This window comes from Azonexus sp. IMCC34839 (assembly GCF_047047955.1).
GTDB lineage: Bacteria > Pseudomonadota > Gammaproteobacteria > Burkholderiales > Rhodocyclaceae > Azonexus.
The window spans coordinates 371,723-392,487 of record NZ_CP150631.1 but is presented as its reverse complement, the minus strand read 5'-3'; the positions used below and the strand labels follow the sequence as shown (position 1 = coordinate 392,487).

At 54.7% G+C, this 20,765-nt stretch carries 29 protein-coding genes; 18 read left to right on the top strand and 11 right to left on the bottom strand.

What is annotated here, in order from left to right; translation table 11 throughout:
* Positions 1-41: 41 nt before the first annotated feature.
* From WIF35_RS02015 to WIF35_RS01975, 9 genes are all read right to left on the bottom strand, one after another.
* Positions 42-368 carry an HNH endonuclease gene (locus WIF35_RS02015; protein ID WP_412479902.1) on the bottom strand — a complete coding sequence of 109 codons (327 nt, stop codon included), beginning with the start codon at positions 366-368 and terminating at the stop codon, positions 42-44.
* A 158-nt stretch (positions 369-526) separates the two neighbouring features.
* The gene (locus WIF35_RS02010) at positions 527-850 is read right to left on the bottom strand and encodes a helix-turn-helix domain-containing protein (protein WP_412479901.1); all 324 of its coding nucleotides are present in this window, start codon (positions 848-850) and stop codon (positions 527-529) included.
* Position 851: 1 nt separating this feature from the next.
* Positions 852-1,148 (bottom strand): DNA-binding protein, encoded by a 297-nt coding sequence (locus WIF35_RS02005; RefSeq protein ID WP_412479900.1) that lies wholly within the window; start codon positions 1,146-1,148, stop codon positions 852-854.
* A 78-nt stretch (positions 1,149-1,226) separates the two neighbouring features.
* The gene (locus WIF35_RS02000) at positions 1,227-1,604 is read right to left on the bottom strand and encodes a hypothetical protein (RefSeq protein WP_412479899.1); all 378 of its coding nucleotides are present in this window, start codon (positions 1,602-1,604) and stop codon (positions 1,227-1,229) included.
* 159 nt (positions 1,605-1,763) lie between these two features.
* Entirely contained in the window at positions 1,764-2,147 is a 384-nt protein-coding gene (locus tag WIF35_RS01995; protein WP_412479898.1) for a DUF1064 domain-containing protein, read from the bottom strand.
* 181 nt (positions 2,148-2,328) lie between these two features.
* Entirely contained in the window at positions 2,329-3,111 is a 783-nt protein-coding gene (locus tag WIF35_RS01990; protein ID WP_412479897.1) for an ATP-binding protein, read from the bottom strand.
* The gene (locus WIF35_RS01985) at positions 3,108-3,890 is read right to left on the bottom strand and encodes a YdaU family protein (RefSeq protein ID WP_412479896.1); all 783 of its coding nucleotides are present in this window, start codon (positions 3,888-3,890) and stop codon (positions 3,108-3,110) included. Before WIF35_RS01985 ends, WIF35_RS01990 begins: the two co-directional genes overlap by 4 nt.
* Positions 3,887-4,027 carry a hypothetical protein gene (locus WIF35_RS01980; RefSeq protein ID WP_412479895.1) on the bottom strand — a complete coding sequence of 47 codons (141 nt, stop codon included), beginning with the start codon at positions 4,025-4,027 and terminating at the stop codon, positions 3,887-3,889. Before WIF35_RS01980 ends, WIF35_RS01985 begins: the two co-directional genes overlap by 4 nt.
* A 25-nt stretch (positions 4,028-4,052) precedes the next feature.
* A complete protein-coding gene (locus tag WIF35_RS01975) occupies positions 4,053-4,478 on the bottom strand; it encodes a YmfL family putative regulatory protein (RefSeq protein WP_412479894.1) in 426 nt (141 codons plus the stop codon).
* A gap of 130 nt (positions 4,479-4,608) precedes the next feature.
* Here WIF35_RS01975 and WIF35_RS01970 point away from each other — a divergent pair, with 130 nt between their 5' ends.
* On the top strand, positions 4,609-4,839 hold the full coding sequence (locus tag WIF35_RS01970; protein ID WP_412479893.1) for an ECs_2282 family putative zinc-binding protein: 231 nt from the start codon (positions 4,609-4,611) through the stop codon (positions 4,837-4,839).
* A gap of 293 nt (positions 4,840-5,132) precedes the next feature.
* Positions 5,133-5,618, top strand: coding sequence for a hypothetical protein (locus tag WIF35_RS01965; RefSeq protein WP_412479892.1), 486 nt, complete (start codon positions 5,133-5,135; stop codon positions 5,616-5,618).
* Here WIF35_RS01965 and WIF35_RS01960 read toward each other — a convergent pair.
* Positions 5,597-5,869, bottom strand: a complete 273-nt coding sequence (locus WIF35_RS01960) for a transcriptional regulator (RefSeq protein WP_412479891.1) — start codon at positions 5,867-5,869, stop codon at positions 5,597-5,599. The two genes, WIF35_RS01965 and WIF35_RS01960, sit on opposite strands and share 22 nt — an antisense overlap.
* A gap of 363 nt (positions 5,870-6,232) precedes the next feature.
* Positions 6,233-6,514, bottom strand: a complete 282-nt coding sequence (locus WIF35_RS01955) for a hypothetical protein (protein WP_412479890.1) — start codon at positions 6,512-6,514, stop codon at positions 6,233-6,235.
* Positions 6,515-6,845: 331 nt separating this feature from the next.
* Between WIF35_RS01955 and WIF35_RS01950 the strand changes: the two genes are divergently transcribed.
* The 16 genes from WIF35_RS01950 (at position 6,846) to WIF35_RS01875 (ending at position 20,679) form a co-directional block, all read left to right on the top strand.
* Positions 6,846-7,823 carry a 3'-5' exonuclease gene (locus tag WIF35_RS01950; protein ID WP_412479889.1) on the top strand — a complete coding sequence of 326 codons (978 nt, stop codon included), beginning with the start codon at positions 6,846-6,848 and terminating at the stop codon, positions 7,821-7,823.
* Between the two features lie 259 nt (positions 7,824-8,082).
* On the top strand, positions 8,083-8,349 hold the full coding sequence (locus tag WIF35_RS01945; protein WP_412479888.1) for a BrnT family toxin: 267 nt from the start codon (positions 8,083-8,085) through the stop codon (positions 8,347-8,349).
* Positions 8,336-8,629 carry a BrnA antitoxin family protein gene (locus WIF35_RS01940; protein WP_412479887.1) on the top strand — a complete coding sequence of 98 codons (294 nt, stop codon included), beginning with the start codon at positions 8,336-8,338 and terminating at the stop codon, positions 8,627-8,629. Before WIF35_RS01945 ends, WIF35_RS01940 begins: the two co-directional genes overlap by 14 nt.
* Positions 8,630-9,033: 404 nt before the next feature.
* Positions 9,034-9,552 (top strand): hypothetical protein, encoded by a 519-nt coding sequence (locus tag WIF35_RS01935; RefSeq protein ID WP_412479886.1) that lies wholly within the window; start codon positions 9,034-9,036, stop codon positions 9,550-9,552.
* 1,106 nt (positions 9,553-10,658) lie between these two features.
* Positions 10,659-11,261, top strand: coding sequence for a hypothetical protein (locus WIF35_RS01930; RefSeq protein WP_412479885.1), 603 nt, complete (start codon positions 10,659-10,661; stop codon positions 11,259-11,261).
* A complete protein-coding gene (locus tag WIF35_RS01925) occupies positions 11,251-11,673 on the top strand; it encodes a hypothetical protein (protein WP_412479884.1) in 423 nt (140 codons plus the stop codon). The genes WIF35_RS01930 and WIF35_RS01925 overlap by 11 nt, the downstream gene beginning before the upstream one ends.
* A gap of 254 nt (positions 11,674-11,927) precedes the next feature.
* A complete protein-coding gene (locus WIF35_RS01920) occupies positions 11,928-12,200 on the top strand; it encodes a hypothetical protein (RefSeq protein ID WP_412479883.1) in 273 nt (90 codons plus the stop codon).
* 20 nt (positions 12,201-12,220) lie between these two features.
* A complete protein-coding gene (locus WIF35_RS01915; protein WP_412479882.1) occupies positions 12,221-13,141 on the top strand; it encodes a YqaJ viral recombinase family protein in 921 nt (306 codons plus the stop codon).
* Between the two features lie 16 nt (positions 13,142-13,157).
* Positions 13,158-14,339, top strand: a complete 1,182-nt coding sequence (locus WIF35_RS01910) for a recombinase RecT (RefSeq protein WP_412479881.1) — start codon at positions 13,158-13,160, stop codon at positions 14,337-14,339.
* A gap of 170 nt (positions 14,340-14,509) precedes the next feature.
* Positions 14,510-15,190 (top strand): hypothetical protein, encoded by a 681-nt coding sequence (locus WIF35_RS01905; RefSeq protein WP_412479880.1) that lies wholly within the window; start codon positions 14,510-14,512, stop codon positions 15,188-15,190.
* A gap of 2 nt (positions 15,191-15,192) precedes the next feature.
* Positions 15,193-15,933: a hypothetical protein gene (locus tag WIF35_RS01900; protein WP_412479879.1), complete on the top strand. Its 741-nt coding sequence runs from the start codon at positions 15,193-15,195 to the stop codon at positions 15,931-15,933.
* Positions 15,934-15,935: 2 nt separating this feature from the next.
* The gene (locus WIF35_RS01895) at positions 15,936-17,756 is read left to right on the top strand and encodes an AAA family ATPase (protein ID WP_412479878.1); all 1,821 of its coding nucleotides are present in this window, start codon (positions 15,936-15,938) and stop codon (positions 17,754-17,756) included.
* A 164-nt stretch (positions 17,757-17,920) separates the two neighbouring features.
* A complete protein-coding gene (locus WIF35_RS01890) occupies positions 17,921-18,169 on the top strand; it encodes a helix-turn-helix domain-containing protein (RefSeq protein ID WP_412479877.1) in 249 nt (82 codons plus the stop codon).
* 400 nt (positions 18,170-18,569) lie between these two features.
* Positions 18,570-18,842, top strand: a complete 273-nt coding sequence (locus WIF35_RS01885; RefSeq protein ID WP_412479876.1) for a winged helix-turn-helix domain-containing protein — start codon at positions 18,570-18,572, stop codon at positions 18,840-18,842.
* Positions 18,839-19,441, top strand: coding sequence for a hypothetical protein (locus WIF35_RS01880; RefSeq protein WP_412479875.1), 603 nt, complete (start codon positions 18,839-18,841; stop codon positions 19,439-19,441). Before WIF35_RS01885 ends, WIF35_RS01880 begins: the two co-directional genes overlap by 4 nt.
* Positions 19,438-20,679 carry a BRO family protein gene (locus WIF35_RS01875; protein WP_412479874.1) on the top strand — a complete coding sequence of 414 codons (1,242 nt, stop codon included), beginning with the start codon at positions 19,438-19,440 and terminating at the stop codon, positions 20,677-20,679. Before WIF35_RS01880 ends, WIF35_RS01875 begins: the two co-directional genes overlap by 4 nt.
* Positions 20,680-20,765: the final 86 nt, after the last annotated feature.

Here is a 20,765-nt window from a genome sequence, read left to right as displayed (position 1 = left end):
CCCCTTCCCCTTTAAAACTTTTTACCCCCCCCTCCGGGGTGTCAGATAAATGCTTGGCCGGTGCTTCTTGCCCGAGCCTCCGACGCTGTTTTCTCGCTGTGGTGTCGCCTGCACAGCCACTGCCTGTTGGCGTCGCTCTCAGAGCCGCCGAGATGGAGCGGGACGATATGGTCTAGCTCATCCCCGAAGCCAACCAGCCCCTGCCGCTCGCACTCCGCACACAGCCGATGGTGTTTCTTCTCGAAGCGCTTTTTGATTGCGGCAAGGCTGTTGCCCCTGATCCGCTTAGTTGAGCTGACCGCCCCGGTTGTACGTGCTGAAAGCGCGGAAATTCGGGGCTTTAGGGTATTTAATTTCGGAGTTGTCACGGTTGAACAGGCAACAAAAAACCCGCGTCGCTTTCGCTTCGCGGGTTGTGCTCGTGGCTCACACCACCTTTCCAGAAATGGTACCAAAAACAGGGTAAAGTGTTACCTCTATTTTATTACCCTGTTTTTGTCGAATTAACAAAAACAACAGTAACAGATCAAGCGGCCGATAGTTCCTTCGACAGCTCGGGATGTTTGACGATGAGACGGAGCAGGCACAGTACGCCACCCGGCGGAGCAAACCGCCCTTGTTCCCAGTCTCGAAGCGTCGCTACAGGAGTATCGATTCGCTCGGCGAATGCAGCCTGTGTCAGACCGGATTTCTCCCGAGCCTGTCGCACAAGGATTTGATCTGGCGTGGTCACTCGCCCAATCCCTGCCTTCGCTTCCGCGAGTGCCTGACGAAGATCTGGAAGTACTTCACCAGCATCTGACTCGATAGCTGTTGCCACCTTCTCAACGTCGATTTTCTTGATGCCCATGTCACACCACCTTTTTGATTTCAGCGGGAAGCATGTTGGAACGTTCGGCCTTGGCATACGCCGCTACCAGCAGCACAACTTCCTGCTCAGTCAGATTGAAGTAAATTACCCTCGCGCCGCTTGACTTGCCAGACCCTGCACGGCTCCAGCGCACCTTGCGTGCCCCATCAGCTCCTGGAATCACATCCCCGGCCAGCGGGTTCGCCGCAATCCAGTCAATGAAGGCAAATCGCTCGTCTTCTGACCACAGCTTCTCAGCCTGCTTCTGGAATGTCGGGGTTTCGATCACGCTGCGCATGAGTTGAACTATACGGGAATCCCGTACAATGTCAAGAAGTATTATCTAGGTAGATACCGCCTCGGCACCAGACTCAGATCAAAGCAATCTCAGGTTGATAACCAAGTTCATCCTTCGTATAACCTCATCTGCCCCTTTGTGAGCCAGGTCGTAATACGTCTTTGTAGATACCCCAATTTCACTGGCAATCGATTTGACAGGGGTAATCGGAAATCCGCAATAAACCCTGATGAATGGGTATGCAAGCTCAGGCTTCTGATTGAACAGGGCCATAACGGCAGCATTGAATGCTGGCATCTCTGGGGACATTGGGCCGTCCGGTTCTCCCTCGCTAATGCTTCCCTTCATCATCAGAGAAAGTAGGCTTGGTGGAACCGGGGGCGCCATGAATCTTCTGGTTCTCAGCCAATCTAGCCACTGATCTGCCAGCTCTTTTGCCTGTTCGTTCATTGCCATTACGCTACATCCCCATCGGTTAGCCCATTGACCTGCACGGTTGCCCGAGCTGCGGTGGCGTAGCGCTTCTTGACTGCCAGACGCGTTTTCCTTCGTGCCCGATATTGGCTACCCAGCCGCCATCCTTGTGCACCGTAACTCCACGGAATTTATTTTTATTCATTCAAACACCTCGATTTCCCATCCGCCGCCGTCCTTCTTCGACTTCGGCTTCGCTGCCAGAAAGCGGAAAGGGTACAGTTCTGCCGCGATCTTGATCTTCGCCCGGGCGTCGTCCTGCCAGAAGCCCTTGACCTCGTGCATTTCCATCTGCCCATTGGTGAGCATGACGGCGTAGTCCGGGGTGTAGAACGTGTTGTCAGCAAGCCGCAGCTTCACCCCCTCGAATTTGAACCAGACGACCTGTCCGGCGCGCTGGAGCATCGTCAGGAAGTTCTCGTAGGCCTGCTCGGTCTTGTTGCGCTCCCCCGTCTTCAGACGGCCTAGAGCAAAGCGGCCTGCTGCGGCCTTGTTTTGGACTCGGGTTCTTGTGATCGTCGCCATACCTCTCCCACTTTCCGTTTTAGTTCAGCCGTCGCCGGCTTCCCGTATTTTTTCTCGAAATTCTCGTAGTGCTCCGCTCGCCAGTCCGGTGACTGCTTGCCGATGTGGCGGAGCCAGCATTCCTCCCGAAACGCTTCCGACCAGGTGCAGTTCGCGCTGTCGCATGGCGCCTTGCCGCACATCAGGCCGCGATCCGGCCGCGCCAGCTGGCCCAATCGAAGACGATGGCCTCGCCGCCGTCCTCCCGCAGCCGGTCGAAGACGCGCTCGCCGAGATACGCCTTGACCTCGTCGATGTTCAGGTTCGACAGGAGCAGGGTCGGCCGGCGCTTCTCGTAGCGCTCGTTGAGCACGTCGAACAGGATCAGGCGCTCGGTGTCGCTGCCGAACTGCACACCGATCTCGTCGAGGATCAGCAGGTCGGGGAACACCAGCGCGGCGATGGCCTGCGTTTCCGATTCGCGGCTTTCCCGGCTCCACGTGTCCTTCACCCGGCGAATGGCGCGCATCACGGTCGTGAAGAGCACTGTGCGGCTGTCGCGGTGCATGATCCGCAGGCCGATGCCGACGGCGAGGTGCGTCTTTCCGGTGCCCGGGCGGCCGATGAACAGCGCGCTGCGGCCGGTGGTCAGGGCCTGGTCGAAGCGGTCGGCGTAGTCCTGCGCGAACGCCAGCGCCCGTGCTTGCTGCTCAGTCTCGGCGACGAAGCTCTGAAGGCTGCGGTTCTGGAATCGCTCGGGGATACCGGCCTCGCCGATCTTCCGCATCCAGACTTGCCGGCGATCCTCGCGCTCCTTGGCCTCGCGCTCCTCCTTCTTCTTCTCCGCTGCTTCAGCCGAGCAGGTAGGGCACTTCGACCAGATCGAGCCGATGAAGCAGCGGGCCTCGAATGGGCCGTGGGTGTCGCATTTGTCGGTGCGGGTCTTCGGGGTCGTGTGGAGCCCCATGTCGGCAACGGTATTCACAGGCGGCCCCCTTGTCCGTAGTCGCGGTTGTCGAAGTTGTCAGCAGCAGGAGCGCGCCGGGTGCCGTTCGGCGCCTTGGGCGGCTCGTTCAGGATCGGGACGAGGTAGTTCAGGTGAATGCGCTCGCCCGGCTTGCGCGCCTTGGCGATCTCCGCAACCGAGATGATCTGCTCGTCGGTGAAGCGATCAAGCAGGTCTGTCCATGCAGGCAGATGGGGCGCTGCGTCGATTCCAATAACCCTCAGCTGCTTGCAAAGGGAACCGGCTCGGGTAGCGTTTCCTGCTGTCCAGTCCAATGACGGTAAATCACCCACTACCTTTTCTTCGGAGAGAGGGTTTACCTGTGAAGGTGAAGGTGAAGGTGATGTGCATTGGTCAAGCTCTGCATATGCATTGCTTGAAGCAGTGCTATTAGCATTGCTTGAAGCATCGTCTAAGGATTGCTTGCCCCATCGCTTTGCAGCTGCTTTCTTTGCTCGTTCTGCATACTTCTTGGAATTTGCTGCAGCCTCATTCAACTCCTCATCGATGCGCTTGTGGCGCCACTCGCCGCCCTCAACGCGAAACAGGCGGGCCAGTGTCGAGCGGTTCTTCTTCCACGCCGGAGTGGTTAGGCGTGTGATGTTTGCTAAGGCTCCGTCATCGTCCGGAAGCGGACCGTTGCGCCAGTAGTCCATGATCAGCAGCAGGTATGCCCCGTGCTGCTCCGTCGTCAAGCGCGTGGTATCGGCCAGATAGTCGGCGATGTACAGAGGCATCCAGATGTCTGTTTTGCTCATAGCTGGCGCTCCGCGACGAGGATGACCACGGACACGCTGGCGCCGGGAAATTGGTTGTCGAACGGTCCGTCGATCATGTCGGTGGATGCAGGGGCGAAAAATTCGCCAGCGTCTTCCGCCCCTACGATTTCTGTCATTGCGCCCATTACTTAAACCAAGCCTTCAGTCGTTTTGATCGCGGCAATAAATCTGGAACGTGAGCGCGAGCAGTTCCTCCACGGTGCGGTGGATGTTCTGGCCTACGTTGGTGAGGTCCTGGCGCTCGCGCTTGTCGATCTCTTCGTCCTTCACGTACTCGCGGAACTTTGTCGAGAGGTCTCCGAGCTTTGAGTAGAGCTCGTTGAACTTCGCCAGCAGCTCGTCGCGGTCGTGCTTGCTCTGCTCTGGAAGCTTCATGAAGAGGCCGCCGGAAAGCTGTGCTACTGCTTCGGCGAAATGGGTCGTGGATGAAAACTGCTGCATCTGGAGCGCGGTTTCGACGAGGACTGACTGCCCCTTGCGCTCGTAGATTCTGTTTTCCAGCCCGTCGCGGCTCATGCCAAGGGCGCCGGCCATTGCGTCCCAGCCGCCCGGGAAGGCCTTGATCATTTTTTGATACGACTGTCTAAGTTCCACAGCATCTCCTAAAAATTGGTGGTTTTTTTGGTTATTGGTTGGAAGTAAAGTTGAGGCCATAAGGTGATGATTTATGGCTGCAACAAATCGGGAGTAATCAGGCATGGGAAGAACAAAGTCCGCCGCTATCGAATGCCCTCAGTGCGGAAACAAGACGTTCAAACTGAGCGCCGAGAAACACGCTAAAGGAGAATTCGACGGAGCCGTCTGCATTGATTGCGGTCGGGTTATTTCTGAGGATGACATCCGAGCCAAGGCTATTGATGTAGCTGAGAACGAGATCAGAAGCATGGCATCGAGAATCCTCGGGGATGTTTTCAAGAAGCGCTCGTAGGGATTGAATACCGGCTATTGCTTCAGAAGCTTGAATTGACACTGTGAGATGTAATTTGTGCATCACGCATACCCCTCAATGACCTGCTGAAATCCGAGATCCGCGCATGCCTTCCGACCTTCCGGAACCTGACATAAGCGGTTTCGCAATTGCACGGCTGAAGCCAGAACGCCAGCCCTTGATGAATCGCCAATCAGCGAAATCTGAACAGGAGACCATTGCACGACGATGTGACTACCCGCCTCACGAAACATCAAGGCACACAGGTTCGCCATCTCAAACACAAGGCGCTGATGATCATCTACCGCGCTTTCAAGATTCAGGTATTTACGAATACTTACCATCACGCGACCTCTCTCAACGAAACGGAATTTGTAGTGATAGACCTCATTTCAGGAATCCTTTCTAACCTCAGTGCTGCAAAGTCCATTGGTGACGGCCTTGTTGATCTTCGCGATGCAAACGTAGTCGCGTCCGTCAAGGCGGACCTCACGGAACGCATCCTCAATGCACAGGCCCATCTTTCGCAGGTACTCGCGTCCATCATCGAGAAGGATGCTCGTATCGCTGAGCTGGAAAGCCGTTGCCGAGAGCTGGAGAAAGAGAAGCTGGATCGTTCTCGTTACGAGCTGAGAGAACTCGCACCCGGCAGGGGTGTCTTTGCGTATGCCCTCAAGCCTGATAACGAACTCGTTGAGCACCGTTCCGAGGTTCCGCATCTCGTTTGCCAGCCTTGCCTGGATATCCGCGCTTTCCATCACGCGGCCTCTTTCGCGTGATCAACAAGTGGACGACCGTCTTTATGCGGCCATTCAGGGTCGGGCAAACGTACCCATCGGATGTCCGGGCGCAATTCTTCGCATGTCACTTGACCGGATGTTGCTAGCTCGATGGCCGGACATCTTCCATCAGGGATTGGCCTGACGCCTTTTTTCCACTGGCTGATAAATGCAGGAGTGACACCAATGAAGCGAGCAATCGCAGCGGCCTTGGTTTTTGAAGATCGACTTAGAAATGTTTTTAGGTCCATCTAAAAACTATAGCACAGCTACAGATTGTAGATGTAGCCATGCTACAGATTTTTTTACGTAGCCTTGCTATATGGAACCGTTAGTACTAAAGGAAGAAGGTGATGCGCTTGGTCGGCGATTTGCAGATCTTAAGCGACTTCACAAAATTAGCCGAGCACAGTTCGCGAAAGATCACAACCTTAAAGGCGGTGACGCGCTTATATATCAGCACATCACCGGTCGCCGTCCAATCAGCATGGAGGCTGGGTTGACGTATGCGCGTGGATTCGGCGTTCCATTGATAGACATTAGCGCGAGGCTTGCGGAAGAGGCTCGTCGCGCATCCGGACTAACAGACCAAGAATTAGAGTTGGTGTTGGTTTTCAGACGACTTTCTGCAGAGCGCAAGCAGGAAGCTTTTCTTTCGATTCTGCAACAAGACGACGAACAGAGTCTTCCATCAGTAAACCAACAAGTTCTCGGCGATAAAAATCGGGCTTAACGTCCATTCTTATTGGAAGACCTCGGTCATCTAGGTAAGAAATCTTGGCCAGTCTTGCGCCAAGCATCTGAAGACCGGCGCATATCATCGCTTCAGCAAACTCTATCCTGGCCTCATCATGTCGCCGGTCGCTGTAGCGGTCAATCGAAACGATTTTTGCCATCAGATCACCATTTAACTGTGTTTTTATACAGTCGTACAGCCTACGCCAACCGTCCGCCGTTTTCCAGCGTGGAAAACCATTGTCAGGATTACTGACAAGCAAAGCGACAAGCTAAAACCACGGTTTTGCGAGGGAAAAAGCACTTTATGCTTGTTGGCGTGCACTTTGGCACATGTAAAAAGTGCCCAAGTGGCCAATTGCGATGCAATGCAATGACAAATACGTACACCATGACGCATTGATTAGCGGTTAGCTGGTGGTAACAATTCAAAACGATGAACTGCTAACGATAGACAACGTTTCAACTATCAATTCGATTTATTACGATTGATTGGCAAGGGAAACTGCTTATCCTATCTTTTACAGCAACTATTTGTCATTCAACGGTGATTTTATGGGAATTTTTTCATTTCTAAAAAACATTATTTGGCGTAAGCGAGAACAAGAAACACAAATAACCGATATTCAAAATGAAGAAACCGAAGAAACTAAAGCACTTCGTTTGGAGCTAGAACGACATTGTAAAATTTTGAGCGATCTAGTAAAAAAAACCGGCCAAGGACATCGGGAGCAACGCAGAAATAATGCAGAATATCTTGAGGAAGCAATTAAAAACGCTGAAGAATTTTGCGTTAAAAATCCGAATGTAGAAATAACCAACATAGATAAAGTAAAAAATTTAGCAAACAATGAGAAATGCATCACGGCCCCGCTATACAAAACATCTCGTGACGACACTTATTTCGTCTGCTTGTTAGACACAGAAACAACCGGGATCGGTGATGACGATGAGCCAATTAGCGTTGCAGTGATGCTTGTCGAGGTAACTCAAAATCTTGGAGACCACATTCGGGAAATTGATAGATACGTAGGCCTAAGAGAGGCTGGCGTCAAGATCAGCGAAAGAGCATTCCTTATTCACGGCATATCTGACAATGACATTCGAGGGAAAAGCCTTGATTTTGAGAGGTTGCACTCGATAATTGATTCGGCAGATGTGATTGTTGCTCACAATGCAGATTTCGACCATCTAATGATGAGCAAAATCATGCCAAGCATTGTGGAAAAAACATGGGCTTGCAGTATGGATGATCTATGGTGGGCGTGGAAAGAAATAAATGGAGGACGGAAAGGACTTGATAGCATTTGTCATCGCCTTGGAATAGAAAAAGCAGAAAAGCACGATGCAATGGGCGATATCGAGGCGCTATACAAAGTTCTTCAAACGCGCACTGGAAAAACTGTGCGCAGCAGGACCCTGCTTCAGCCACTACTAAAAAAAGCATTAAAAGAATATGGAGAACTCTAAATTTTTGTCGCCGAATCTGGAGCTATGCACAGATATTTCGCCGGCGCCTTCGCAAGGTTCGCATCTTCGTAACCCCTGGGCAGGTCCGCACTGACGGACTGACCATTTCACCCTGCTTCGGCAGGGTATTTTTTTGGTATTCGGATTTAGAGGTTGATTCGTCCGCCGCTGGATCTGGCATCTTAGCAGTCGGATGGCGGTTGATGTGTATGCACAAAAATACTTGACTCCCTATTTTTGTGTGCATACAATAATTCACATGGAAATCACCTACGACCCCGCCAAGGACGCCGCCAACATTGCCAAACATGGAGTATCGCTCGCGCGGGCTTCCGAATTGGAGTGGGAATCGTCGGTTGTTTGGCCCGATGTCCGGCGCGAATATGGCGAAATGCGCATGGCCGCCATCGGCTACATCGGGCTTCGTCTGTACTACGTGGCCTTTGTGGACCGCGCCGAGGTTCGGCGCATCATCAGCCTGCGCAAGGCCAATCAGCGAGAGGTAAAACGCTATGCCGAAGCTTAAGACCGGAACCATCCTGCCCACGCCGGAAGAAGACGCCACCATCACGGCAGCGGCTATTTCCGACCCTGATTCCATCCCCTATACCGACACCGAGTGGGAAGCCGTCAAGCCAACGCTCAAGCGCGGCAGGCCGCTGGCAGCGGTGACCAAGGAGCGCATCACCATCCGTTTGTCACCAGAGGTCGTACAAGCCTTCCGTGCCTCGGGTGAGGGCTGGCAAACTCGCGTCGATGCCGCCCTGCGTGACTGGCTCAAGACCCACTCCCCCGCGAAGACCTGAAGCTACGGCCAAAAACACCGATGACCGCATAGGATTACAAACCCGCCTCGGCGGGTTTGTCTCGGCGTTCGATTTTGTCAGCGCGGCTTGATGATCGTGTCTAGCGCAGAATTTAGGCGGGCCTTGTCTTCATCAGACCACGGCAGGTACATCTCTGAGCACGGAGCGCACGGCATCAGTGTTCCGCTTGAGATTCTGTCAAGAATATCCCTCACCGCCGGATCGTTGGCGGCGGCTTCGCGTATTGGTATTGGAGCGTTTACTTGTTGTTTGTACATGACAAGACCCCTACAGGACATTTCATTTGCAAACTATTGAATCTGTGGATAAGTCTATTGTCGAAACTTGAAGATGCCAACATAATGGAACGGTGAAGCTGCGGGATTCGTGGCCGACTTTGGGGAATGATGATGCAACACAATTTTGAATCTGTACATTGGACAGGTGCCGATCTTGCCGGCATTGCCGCAACTACGGAATCTGTGAGCATAAGCCTTCTCGCCGCTATCGACGGAACGGTCGATGCAATGAATGGAATCACATCCGTGATGACAGGTCTATGCAAGGTTTTGTCTGCGTGTAACGACCACATCAAGTCATTGGATGCGAATCCTGGTGATTACATAGACCCAGACGGAATTGCAGTTGATGCTATGGCTAGCGCTGCATCATCAATGCAAAACTTCCTTACCAAACTTGTTGTAAAGCGCTCTGCCATAGACAGGGATTCTCGCCTGAAGGATCACCACTGCGAAGCGCTACATGATTCTTATGAAGACGCAACCGGCGCAGTTGCTGAGCTGGTTGAGATGATACTAGATGCCCGTGCCTCTTTGATTACACATGACTTAGCCGCCGAGCCACGTGACACAACGCCGTTCAAGTCTATCGAAGATCTCATTGATAATCTTCGGCAAGCATGACGATCACAGGGGCTGGCGGAGTAAAGATTAGCTCATGGCAGAAAACAAGAGTATTTCATCGTGAATACGTAAAACTAACGATAGAGCTTCGCGACCTAGTCGACCAGAAGCTACAAGACTTAGTAAAGACACCATTCCCGGCCGGACTTAGGTTTGAAAAGCTCAAGGGATACTCAAATCCATGCCGATACACCATCCACATAACCGGAAACTACAAGGTGTCTATGGAGATAAACGGAACTCACGCCTTGTTGCGAAGAGTGGCAGACCACAACGACATCGACAGAGCACCATAACAAACCCGCCTCGGCGGGTTTTTTTACGCCCTCCCCCAGCCGCCTAGCGCGCACCTAGGATTCCACCAGCCGCCCCCGAGGCGGCTTTTTTGCGCTTGCGTGACTGGCCGTGGAAAATCTATAGCGCCGCTATTGACCAATATCCATAGCAATGCTACATTTACTCCATCGCAACACGACGAGGCGACCGATAGCCGGTCAATTCTGGAAACGCAGGTACTCCGGCGGTCGTGTGCAAGCTCTTTAGGCCAAGCGCCAGCAAGCCGGTCAGCAGCACCAGTACCGGACGCTACAAGACGGAAAAATAAACAGCAGACTCCCTGCCCCACGCGATCAGGAGCAAGTCGGTTCAAGCCAATGCGCCGAGACTGACCTGATGTGGCTGGAACGGCCTTAAGCGCGGATCACGAGCACAGTCTGTTTAAGGGTAAAAGTGCCGACGACCCCTGGTCGGCTTATTAGAAGTGGCCATGTATCAGATGGCGGCGCACGGTTAGTCACCGGTAGGCCTGGCAAGCCTTTTAGCCGATCAATTAGCCATACACAGTTCAGGCAATGCAGCGCAATGCACGGCATTGCACAGCAGCGCAAGGCACAGCAATGCAGCGCACAGAAAAGCAACGCGGCCAGCGGATTGGAAACAGTCCGCTTGTCGAGGGGCTTTAAACCCTCAGTGCAGGGAAAAGCATCGAACTGCAAAGCAGAGCATCGAACTGCAAAGCAAAGCATAGAAAAGCAACGCGGCCAGCCTATCTAGGTAGGTTGTCCGAGTCGCTTTTACAGACTTCCTTTGTTTTTTGGAGAACAAAAATGGCAATTCGAGAGGCAAGCGTTTCCGTAAACGGAATTTCTCCGCTGCTACAGAACAATCCGCAAACGGTTGATCCCTTCAATTACTACGCCAAGGCGAAAAAGGCGATTACAAACAAGCGGACTTCCAAAACGGATGACGACCTGATTGAGCTTGGCAACTTGGAAGCCGAGTCAAAGCTGTATTTCGATGAAAAAATCGGCGTGTATGTTCCAGCAACATGGCTAACCGAGGCAATCATTGTGGCCGGGTTTTCTGTAGCAAAGATTGGCCGCTCAAAGATGCGCGGCGGGCTGTTCGCGACGGAAAAGAAAATCCCCTTGGCCTACAGAGGCAGGGAAAAGGTAAAGGGCGTCAAAGACGTTGTTCTGAACCCAGCATTTCGGCACCGCATGCTTCTTAAACAGGGCCAAGTTCGAGTGCCAAAAGACGCCCCCATATTCCACGACTGGTCGTTCAGTACCGTAATCGAATATGACGACACCGTTGTTGACTTGTCTTGTTTGAAACGAATCATCGAGCGAGCAGCAAAGTACGGCGGTTTTGGTGATTTCCGCCCAACATTCGGACGCGCAGAAGCAGAGGTAAAGGATGTCCGATGAACTCTACAGCGAATTGAGCAAGCGGAAATTGCTCGATTATGGATCCATGATTAGCGGCGACCTGGTTAGAGAAATCCTAGGAATCGAATATCCGGAATATGGACGAAAAGAAGATTTCGAATCCGCACAGCTGCGAGAAATGGCGGCCATAGACTACGTGCGCAACATATTGCTTGGCGAAGGCAAGTATCTATCAAAGCAGCAAGGAGACTATCGGGTTCTTCTCCCATCTGAGAACGAAAAGCAGGTGCTCTCCTACATGCAGCAGGCGGACAAAAAGCTTCGTCGCGCATTAAAGCTCAACCGGAATACGCCAAAAGAGTCGTCTTCCATTGATGACCACAGCGTGCGCATTTTTATGAAGCGCGATTCGATTCGTAGGCATAGAACAGAGCACGCCATACACGCTTAGTTGAAACGCACAAGCCGACTAGCTTGGCGCCTGCCAGTCGGCTTTGATTCCTGTTGCTTCAAACGAGGCGTAACCATTGAGGTATCTGCAATCCGTATAGCGCCCGGTGAGGATAAGCAGGCGCGCTGAGTCCTCGGCAGATACCTCAACCGTTACCCACACACCTCTCGTCGGGCCTCTCCTCCTGGTCCGCTACTTGTACCCGCCAGTGTCGCAATTCGGCACTGAGCGGGTTCTTTTTTGGAGAAATGAACATGGATTTCGCCACTCAGAATCGACAGCTCATCATCAATTCAGTCCGCCAACTTGGCAGCGCAATCGAGAGCTGCTCAGACGTGGAAAAGCGCCTTGAACACAGCAACCAGATGAAGCGCATCCGCGCAATCAATACGCTCGGAAGTAAGTGGGTTCTCCATCCGGAGTACGACTCTTGCCGTTGCGCCCACCACTCCACCGCCTTTAAGAAATCGGCCGTTCTCGAAGTGTTTCTGCAAGGCCGGATGGCTAGAGAGATGGGGCGGGTATGAATGCGCCAACCACTGGTTTCATGCCAGACCGAACCAAGTTCATCGGCGGCAGCGACGCCGCCGCGATCCTAGGTGTTTCGAAGTGGAAGACGCCCTTCCAGCTGTATCAGGAAAAGATCGGCGCCTTCGTCGAAGAGTCCAGCCCGATGCGCGACCGCGTCCTGAACCGCGGCAAGCGCTGGGAGCCGGTCGTCGTTGAAATGCTGGTCGATGAGCTGCAAGGACGCGGCCACGACGTCCAGATCATCGCCCGCAACGAGCGCTATCAGGACCCCGAGTTTCCCTTCCTCGCCTGCGAACTCGACCTCGAGCTGCTGATCGATGGCGAGGAAGTGAATGGGGAAATGAAGACCGTCCATCCGTTCGCCGCCAAGGACTGGGGCGAGGAAGGCACCGACGAAATCCCGATCTACTACGCCGCCCAGGTGATGCACGGTCTGATGATCAAGCCGCGCCGCCGCGCCATCGTTGCCGCGCTGATCGGCGCCGACGACCTGCGCATCCACTTCCTTGACCGTGACGACGAGACCATTGCCGGCATGCGCCCCCGCGAGATCGAGTTCTGGCAGCGCATTCAGGACCGTAACCCGCCCGAGCCGACCGACCCCGTCGACGTGAAGTGGCTCTACCAGCGCGACGGCGGTACCGCGATCGAGGCCGACGACGAGCTGGCGCTGATCTGCCAACGCCTCAAGGACATGAAGGCCGACGCCAAGAACCTCGACGGCCAGATCGAACTCGTCGCCGCGCAGATCAAGGCCCGCATGGGCACCGCCGCCACCCTGCTGTATCGCGGCAAGCCGCTGGCCACGTGGAAAAACAACAAGGACGGAATCGCAACCGACTGGAAGGCCGCCTATCTCGACCTGAAGCCGACGGCCGACCACACCGCGCAATTCACCACCACGAAGCCCGGCGCCCGCCCCTTCATCCTCAAGTAACCAAGGAGTAGCACACATGACTTCCCAAGCACTGAAAGCCGTAGCAACCGGTGGCGAGCAGCCGGCAAAACTGTCCGACATGAAGCCCAAGGAGCAGATCGCCTACCTGCTGAAGACCAAGCAAGGCGAAATCGCAAAGATGCTCCCGAAGCACCTGAACGCCGAGCGCCTGCTCAAGGTTGCCCAGATCGCGGCCACCACCACCCCGGCTCTGGCCAAGTGCGACGTGGCCAGCCTGGTCGGCGCCATCGGTCAATGCGCCCAGATGGGTCTCGAACCGAATACCGTCCTCGGCCATGCCTACCTCGTCCCCTTCAATACGAAGCGCAAGGACGCCAACGGCAACGAGCGTTGGGTCAATTCGGTGCAGGTCATCATCGGCTACAAGGGTCTGATCGACCTGGCGCGCCGTTCCGGTCAGATCGTCAGCATCGCCGCCCACGAGGTTTGCGAGAACGACAAGTTTGAGCTGGTATATGGCCTCGACGAGAAGCTGCTCCACACCCCGTCGCTGGGCGAGCGTGGAGAAATCATCGGCTTCTACGCCGTCGCCAAGCTCAAGGACGGCGGTCACTGCTTCGAGTTTATGAGCCGCCTGCAAGTCGAGGAAATTCAGGCCGCGGCCGACAAGAAGAACAAGTACCCGTCGAAGGTTTGGCAGGAGCACTTCACTGAAATGGGCCGAAAGACGGTGATCCGACGGCTGGCCAAGTACCTGCCGCTCTCAATCGAGTTCCAAGCCGCCGCCGCACTCGACGGCATGGCAGAAGGTGGTAAGGACCAGCACCTCGACGCGATGGACGGTGACTTCGCCATCGTTCCTGACGACGCGCCATACGCGCTCGGCTCAGTCGATGAAGAGACCGGCGAGATTCGCGGACACCTGACAGAGCAGGCACCGGTCAATGTTCCACCGATGACCGGCCGCCGTGACCCGGCTGAATTTTCAGAGAAGAGCGACCCAGACGACGCCGCCCTGCGCCATGTCGAGCAGGCCGGTAAGCATCAAGGCGACGGCCAGACATTCGAAGACGCCACCGCTGCAGTCAAGGCCGGTGACTTCGATCTCGCCCGCGATATGGCCCGCGCCTTCCCGGATGGGCAGAAGCAGGCTATTGAGCAGGCCATCGCTAATGCGCATCAGCCTAAGCAGACACGCCAGCGCAGCCGCAGCGGAGACGGACTCGGAATCGAGTAACGATCAAGGGGGAAAAGCCTGTGACCTACACGTGTGAGCAGGCGGATACCAAGTGCAGCGATGCAGCAAGCGACGGTCAGCAGACGAATCGGTTCAGAGCCGAGTGAGTAATGCCGCCATCGGATAGGCCGAGTACCCCGCCACCAAATAACCTAACACCAAGGAACAAGATGAACGCCACTGTTCAACACGATATGCTCATCGAAGACGATTCGAGCATATCCCAGAGACTCATTTGCAGGGTGAATTCCGTAGCTATCAAGGCTGCTTTCCCATTCATCGCGGAAGATGATGTCAGGTATTACCTGTGCGGCGTGAATATTCGGCCGCTCGACGACGGGTCGGTGATGGTCGTCGCTACCGATGGCCACCGCTTCATCATCGTCCGAGACCCGAACGGATACGCCGAAAAAGAGGTGGTAGCTCACGTCTCAAAGGATGCAATCAAACACGCTGACGTTAAGGTCACATTCGATGTGATGAACAACGGCTCGGTGGTCTGGAATGACGCTGCAACGATGCCGGTATTCGTACAGCCAGGAAACTCTGTTATTGACGGAACTTTCCCTCGCATCGAAGGCGTAGTCGATTGCGCCGGATACCGCGAAGGTATCCACGGCGCGGTGAATCTGAACTACTTGGTCGATGTATTGAAAATCAAAATGGGCGGCAAGGCCCCTGCTCTACGCTTCTTCACGCGCGATGAAGACTCGCCGCTGCTATTCATGATCTCCGGCATTGGCGATGTCGAGGTTGTCGGCGGAATCATGAAGATTCGCGAATCCATCGGCCTGCTTCCAGACTGGCTACCGAAGCGCGGCGATTTTGAACTTATGCCGGAGGCTGCATAGCCATGAAAATCACTAAGGATCAACTAAAAGGATGGGGTGCATGCCGCAATGGATACGAGTGGTTCCTGCGCCGCTTCCCGGACGGAGAGGCTGAGTATCAGGACGTGCTCAACGCCCTGGCTGACGACGACCGCCCTTCCGACGCCGAATGGCTGATGAATAACGCCGGCCCTGACCGCGAGGCGGTGCTTGAGGTTGAAGTAATTGCCGACTGCAAGCATTTATTCGCCGCCGGACACCTCGTCATCAATAGAGGAGCAACTGTCCACGGTGTGTTGCGTGCTGGCGAGGGCATCGAGGCTGGCTTGGGCATCAAGGCTGGCGAGGGCATCGAGGCTGGCTTGGGCATCAAGGCTGGCGAGGGCATCGAGGCTGGCTTGGGCATCAAGGCTGGCTGGGGCATCGAGGCTGGCTGGGGCATCAAGGCTGGCTGTGGCATCAAGGCTGGCGAGGGCATCAAGGCTGGCGAGGGCATCGAGGCTGGCTGGGGCATCAAGGCTGGCTGTGGCATCAAGGCTGGCTGTGGCATCAAGGCTGGCGAGGGCATCGAGGCTGGCTGGGGCATCAAGGCTGGCTGGGGCATCGATGCTGGCTTGGGTTTCGGTGTCTTCGCAGGATTATTGATTCGACTCGCAGAATGGCCGAAACGTGCGCAAGTTATCGCCAATGCCAAGCCAGAGAACCTAGTCAGCGGATGGTGGTTTGATGATCAACCTGTCGATACTAAAACGGAGGCTGCATAGCCATGAAAATTACCAACATCACTGCCAGCAACTTCCTCGGAGCAAGCGCCGTCAACGTGCATCTGTCAAAGCCTGTTGCCCTGATCGCTGGCAAGAACGGAGCAGGGAAATCTAGCCTGCAGGAAGCCATCCGCATGGCGCTGACCGGCGAGACGGTCCGCGTCGGACTCAAGAAGGACTACGGTTCACTCGTCACCGATGGGCAGGAATCCGGCTTCGTTGAAGTGGAAACGGCCGACACTTCGTACTCTGTTGTTCTGCCATCGGGAAAGGGAATTCACAGCGACAACGCGACGCTGTCATTCGTACTGGACGCTCAGCGATTTGCCCACATGGACGACAAGGAGCGCCGCACCTTCCTGTTCGGCCTGATAGGAATCAAGCTTGACGGACAAAGCGTCAAGGATCGCTTGGTCGCAAAGGGCTGCAATGCTGATAAGGTCGAACGGATCATGCCGATTCTGCGCGCAGGCTTCGATGCTGCCCAGAAGGAGGCCGCATCCAAGGCCCGCGACGCCAAGGCCAGCTGGAAGACCTCAACGGGCGGCGAGACTTGGGGAAAGGAAAAGGCCGCCGCCTGGCAGCCTGCTCCGCTCGAATTCGATGCATCAACGGCGGACGATCTGCTTAAAAAGACGCGACTCATCATCTCCGCCGACGATGAAGACATAGGGAGATTGCAGCAGGAAATCGGCGCAGCTCGAGCAGAGACAGCGCGCCGACAGCAAGCCGAATCACGCCGGGCTGAGTTGCATGCCAAAGCCGAGAAAATCGGGCGTATTCAGGACAAGCTGAGTGGCGACACCGCCGAATTAGCTGCCTGGGAAGAGAAGGTCGCCATAACCCGAGAAAAGGCTGGCGCGGTACCGGCTAATCCAAAGGCACCTGGTGAGTTTCTTCTGCGCGGCCTAGCTACTGTGACCGCCGAATTCCTGGCTTTGTCCAACGACTATCCCGATGTCGATTGGCCGAGCGAACTGCTGAACCGAGCAGCGACTCACCATGCCGAGTACGTCAAGTTACACGGCGACCCGGTAGGCAACGACGCAGGCCCTGACCCGGAAGCAGTCGCCAAATTGCCGGAATACGAAGCCGCCCGTGACTTAATGCTGCGCTCGGTTGCCAACGACAAGCGTGATCTGGAGGATGCCAAGGCCGCCAAGGCCGAATACGACAAGCTGATCGCCGAGCAAGGTAAGCCGCTTCCTGATATCGAAGTGATGCAGGCCAAGCTACGCGAAATCACAGCGCGTCGCGATGCCGCGCGCGCCGATGAGCGGAAGTACTCGGATATGGCCAGTAAAGCAGCTGGCCGTGCCGCGCTTGTGGAACAGGTCGCCAAGCTGCACCAGGACGTTACAGAATGGACGGCCATATCCGACGCCTTGGCTCCGGACGGAATCCCCAGCGAAATCCTCGCCGATGAACTTGGGCCGATCAATGAGCGTCTGCGACTGAGTGCCGCGAATGCGCAGTGGGAGCCTGCCCAGATCAACGCCGATATGAGCATCACCTACGGTCTACGCGATTACGCCATGATCAGCGAATCCGAGAAATGGCGAGCAGATGCCATGATCGCAGAGGCGGTTTCATTCATGTCTGGAATCAAGCTGCTGGTGCTGGACCGCTTCGATGTGCTCGACCTCACCGGCCGCGAGGATCTTCTGTACTGGCTGGACGGTATTGCCTCGGATGGCGATATTGATACCGCACTGGTTTTTGGAACGCTCAAGGCACTTCCGAGCCTCGGGCAATTTACGCACACAACAGAAGCATTCTGGATCGAGAACGGAATGACCGGGCAGCTCAAGCAGGCGGCCTGATCGGAATGCGCGGCAAACCTCGTCCAAACCGGACTGGACGCGCAGCGTCCTTGAGGAGTGAGCCGCCGAAGCGACTACGCAGGGGCTTGCCCTTGTTTAGCGCCGTAGGAATCGCCTTCCTTCAGGTAGGCGAGGATGTCAATTAACAATACGGGAAGATGACCATGAACAAGAAGCGCAAACAAACCATCAGCACGATAGACGTTATTCAGGCGCGCAAATCCTCTGGGCTTAACCAGTCGGATTTCTGGGGGCGCATTGGCGTTACGCAGTCAGGCGGATCGAGATACGAGTCTGGTCGCGCAATGCCGAAACCAACTCAAATGCTGTTTCAACTCGTTTATCAGATGGATGAGAAGTCTGCCTTTGCTGAGCTTGAAAAGCTTCGCTTCGGTAAGAAAAACGACTCATAGAAGACCATGACACGCTACGCCTACCCCTTCGGGTCGTTCAGCATCGACCCGCTACCAGGACAGCCTCAAATTGCACACTGCCACGGTTTCTTTGTTCCGATCGGTCAGCGCGGTAAGGGTAACGGATACCGGCTGAAACAGGAGCAAATGAGGGTCCTCATCGAGAGCCACTTCGATTTCGCTCAGTGCACGTGCAGGGCAAACAACTTTGCTCAGCAGCGAATACTGGAGAAATCCGGGTGGATTTGTGTTGCCGCATTCGATAACAGCAAGACCGGTGAGCTAACAGAGCTTTGGGTCTGCGATTTAACGGGTTTAAAAGATGACACTAGCGATATCACTGGGACTGGTTCAGTGGTCCCCTCCTCCGGCGATTTGCATCAGGAAGATGGAAAGCGGAGTGCCGGTCGACGAGAGCATCAAGCCATCAGTTCGCCGGTCTAAGGAAGACATCAAGTCAGAAATAATCGACTTTGCCAAACGAGATGGCGGCGAATGTTTTCTGGTTGATCTTGCGAAGGTTCTTAACCTATCCATTGGAACGGTGAGGCGCTGCCTGGACGAGCTTATTAAAGCCGGGAAGATGCGCAAGGCGGTATTGCCAAATGGAACGCAAGGTCATTTTGTTTCTTACGTGCTGGTCGATGCAGGATCGGAAGGCGGTGAGGTATGACCCCAGAACGCGAACTAGAACTACTGGCGGCGATTGCGCTGAAAGACGAAGCGATTGGTGCATTTGCCAACAGGTTTCCAGAATCCGAAATTGCACGCGAAGCCATCGCCATCCAACCAGACTCAACAGCTTTGAGTCAGTACGCCAAACGCATTGCTGATGCGGTGGAGAAGTTGGTTGTGGAACGGTGTGCGAATGAGTGCAGTAGTTATGTCGATTTTCCGGGAGCGCAAAACGGAGTAGCAAAATGCGCCGCAGCAATCCGCGCCCTGCCGCTTGGGCAGATTGATATTGAAAAAGACTTGCGTAGTCTTTTGTGCAATTCAAGCAGGCATGTCGAATTTGACGCGGAGGCGCTTTCTAAGATGTCACTCGAAGACAGATTAATAGATGCTTTTGAGAATCGCGTATGCGGCACTGCAATGCTATCAGCCAGCGATCTTTTGTCTGCCATTACCAGGATTGAGCAGCTAACCAAGCAGCGCGACGAACTGCTTTCACTGCTTAAATCCGCCAGTGCAGTGATTGGGCATCCTGATGACGAATTCAGTCAGCTACTGAATACAACAATCGCCGGAGCAAAGGATTGGAAAACTTGACACTCCGCTTCGCTCAGGATTACAGTCCGCCCGTCGCCGATACAGAGGCGACCGGGATTGGTCTCCTGAGTGAAAGCGGCGAATGGCCGCAAACGCAAAGTTGTGGCTTTTTTATCGCCCAAAGTTCGTGCTTTCAATGGCGGGCCGGGCAGGAGCCGCAGCAATGCGGGCCGGAGCTTTCACCGGTAGACCAACTCCTGTCTCGGTCTGCCACCCCAATTGGTCTTGGGGTGACGGAAAACAAACCCGTCCATGAAAGCACTCAAATGAACACCAATACACCCGCAGTTTTCAACTTCAATTCCAACGAAGTCCGCACCGTCACTAAAGACGGCGAACCGTGGTTTGTCGCATCAGACGTTTGCGCCGCCCTTGGCTACCAGAACACAAGCAAAGCCGTTGGCGATCATCTTGATGATGACGAACGTGCATCAGCAATGGTTCCGACCCCTAACGCGCCGTTAGGGGTTCCAACAAACATCATCAACGAATCTGGCCTGTACGCCCTAGTCCTGCGCAGCCGCAAACCCGAAGCGCGGAAGTTTGCAAAGTGGGTGACGAAAGAAGTGCTGCCCGCGATCCGCAAGACTGGAAGCTACTCGGTAGCAATCAGCCGAGAGCAGGCCGGAGAAATTGTCACGCGCATGGCTGAACGCTTTCCGAACGGCGCCGACCGCCCATACGCATGGAGCCGGTTCAACAATCACTTCAGGTTGGCAAGCTACCGCGACCTTCCGTCGTCGAAGTATCTGGAAGCGCTCCGATACATCGGGACAATGGAACCGAAGCACAACAAGCTCGAAGAAAATATGCCTGCGCTAGAGGTCAGAAGAGCAATGCTTTCCGGCCTCAGCCTTCCAGAAGTCGATGCGCCTGAATCAATCGAAAAAGCCATCAAGGAGAAAGCAATCTCCATGGCTTTCGAGGCATACGAGATTGCGATTGAGCACATCAAGCGGCGGGTCGCATTCAACTGTGAATATGGCCAGCCGCGAAAGCTCGACGAAGAAAAAGCCATCGGGCTAATTAAAAAAATCAGCCTCAGCGAATCACTAACTCACGTCTATTACTCAAGGATTACAAGCCTAGAAAAAACCGCTTATCACGCCATGACTATCGCTAAAGAGTTCATGGATGACATTTCCGGCATCAAGAGCGGAAAACTTAAATCCGGAGAGCTATCCGGAATCATGGGCGAAATTCAGCGTAGTGCAACAGCCGGTGCTCTGCATCAATAACGATCTGTGCAGCCAAATACAGATCAAGCCGCTCCCTAGTCCGGCCAGACGAAAAGCGGGACACCATCACCCGCTGGGGGCGGCCC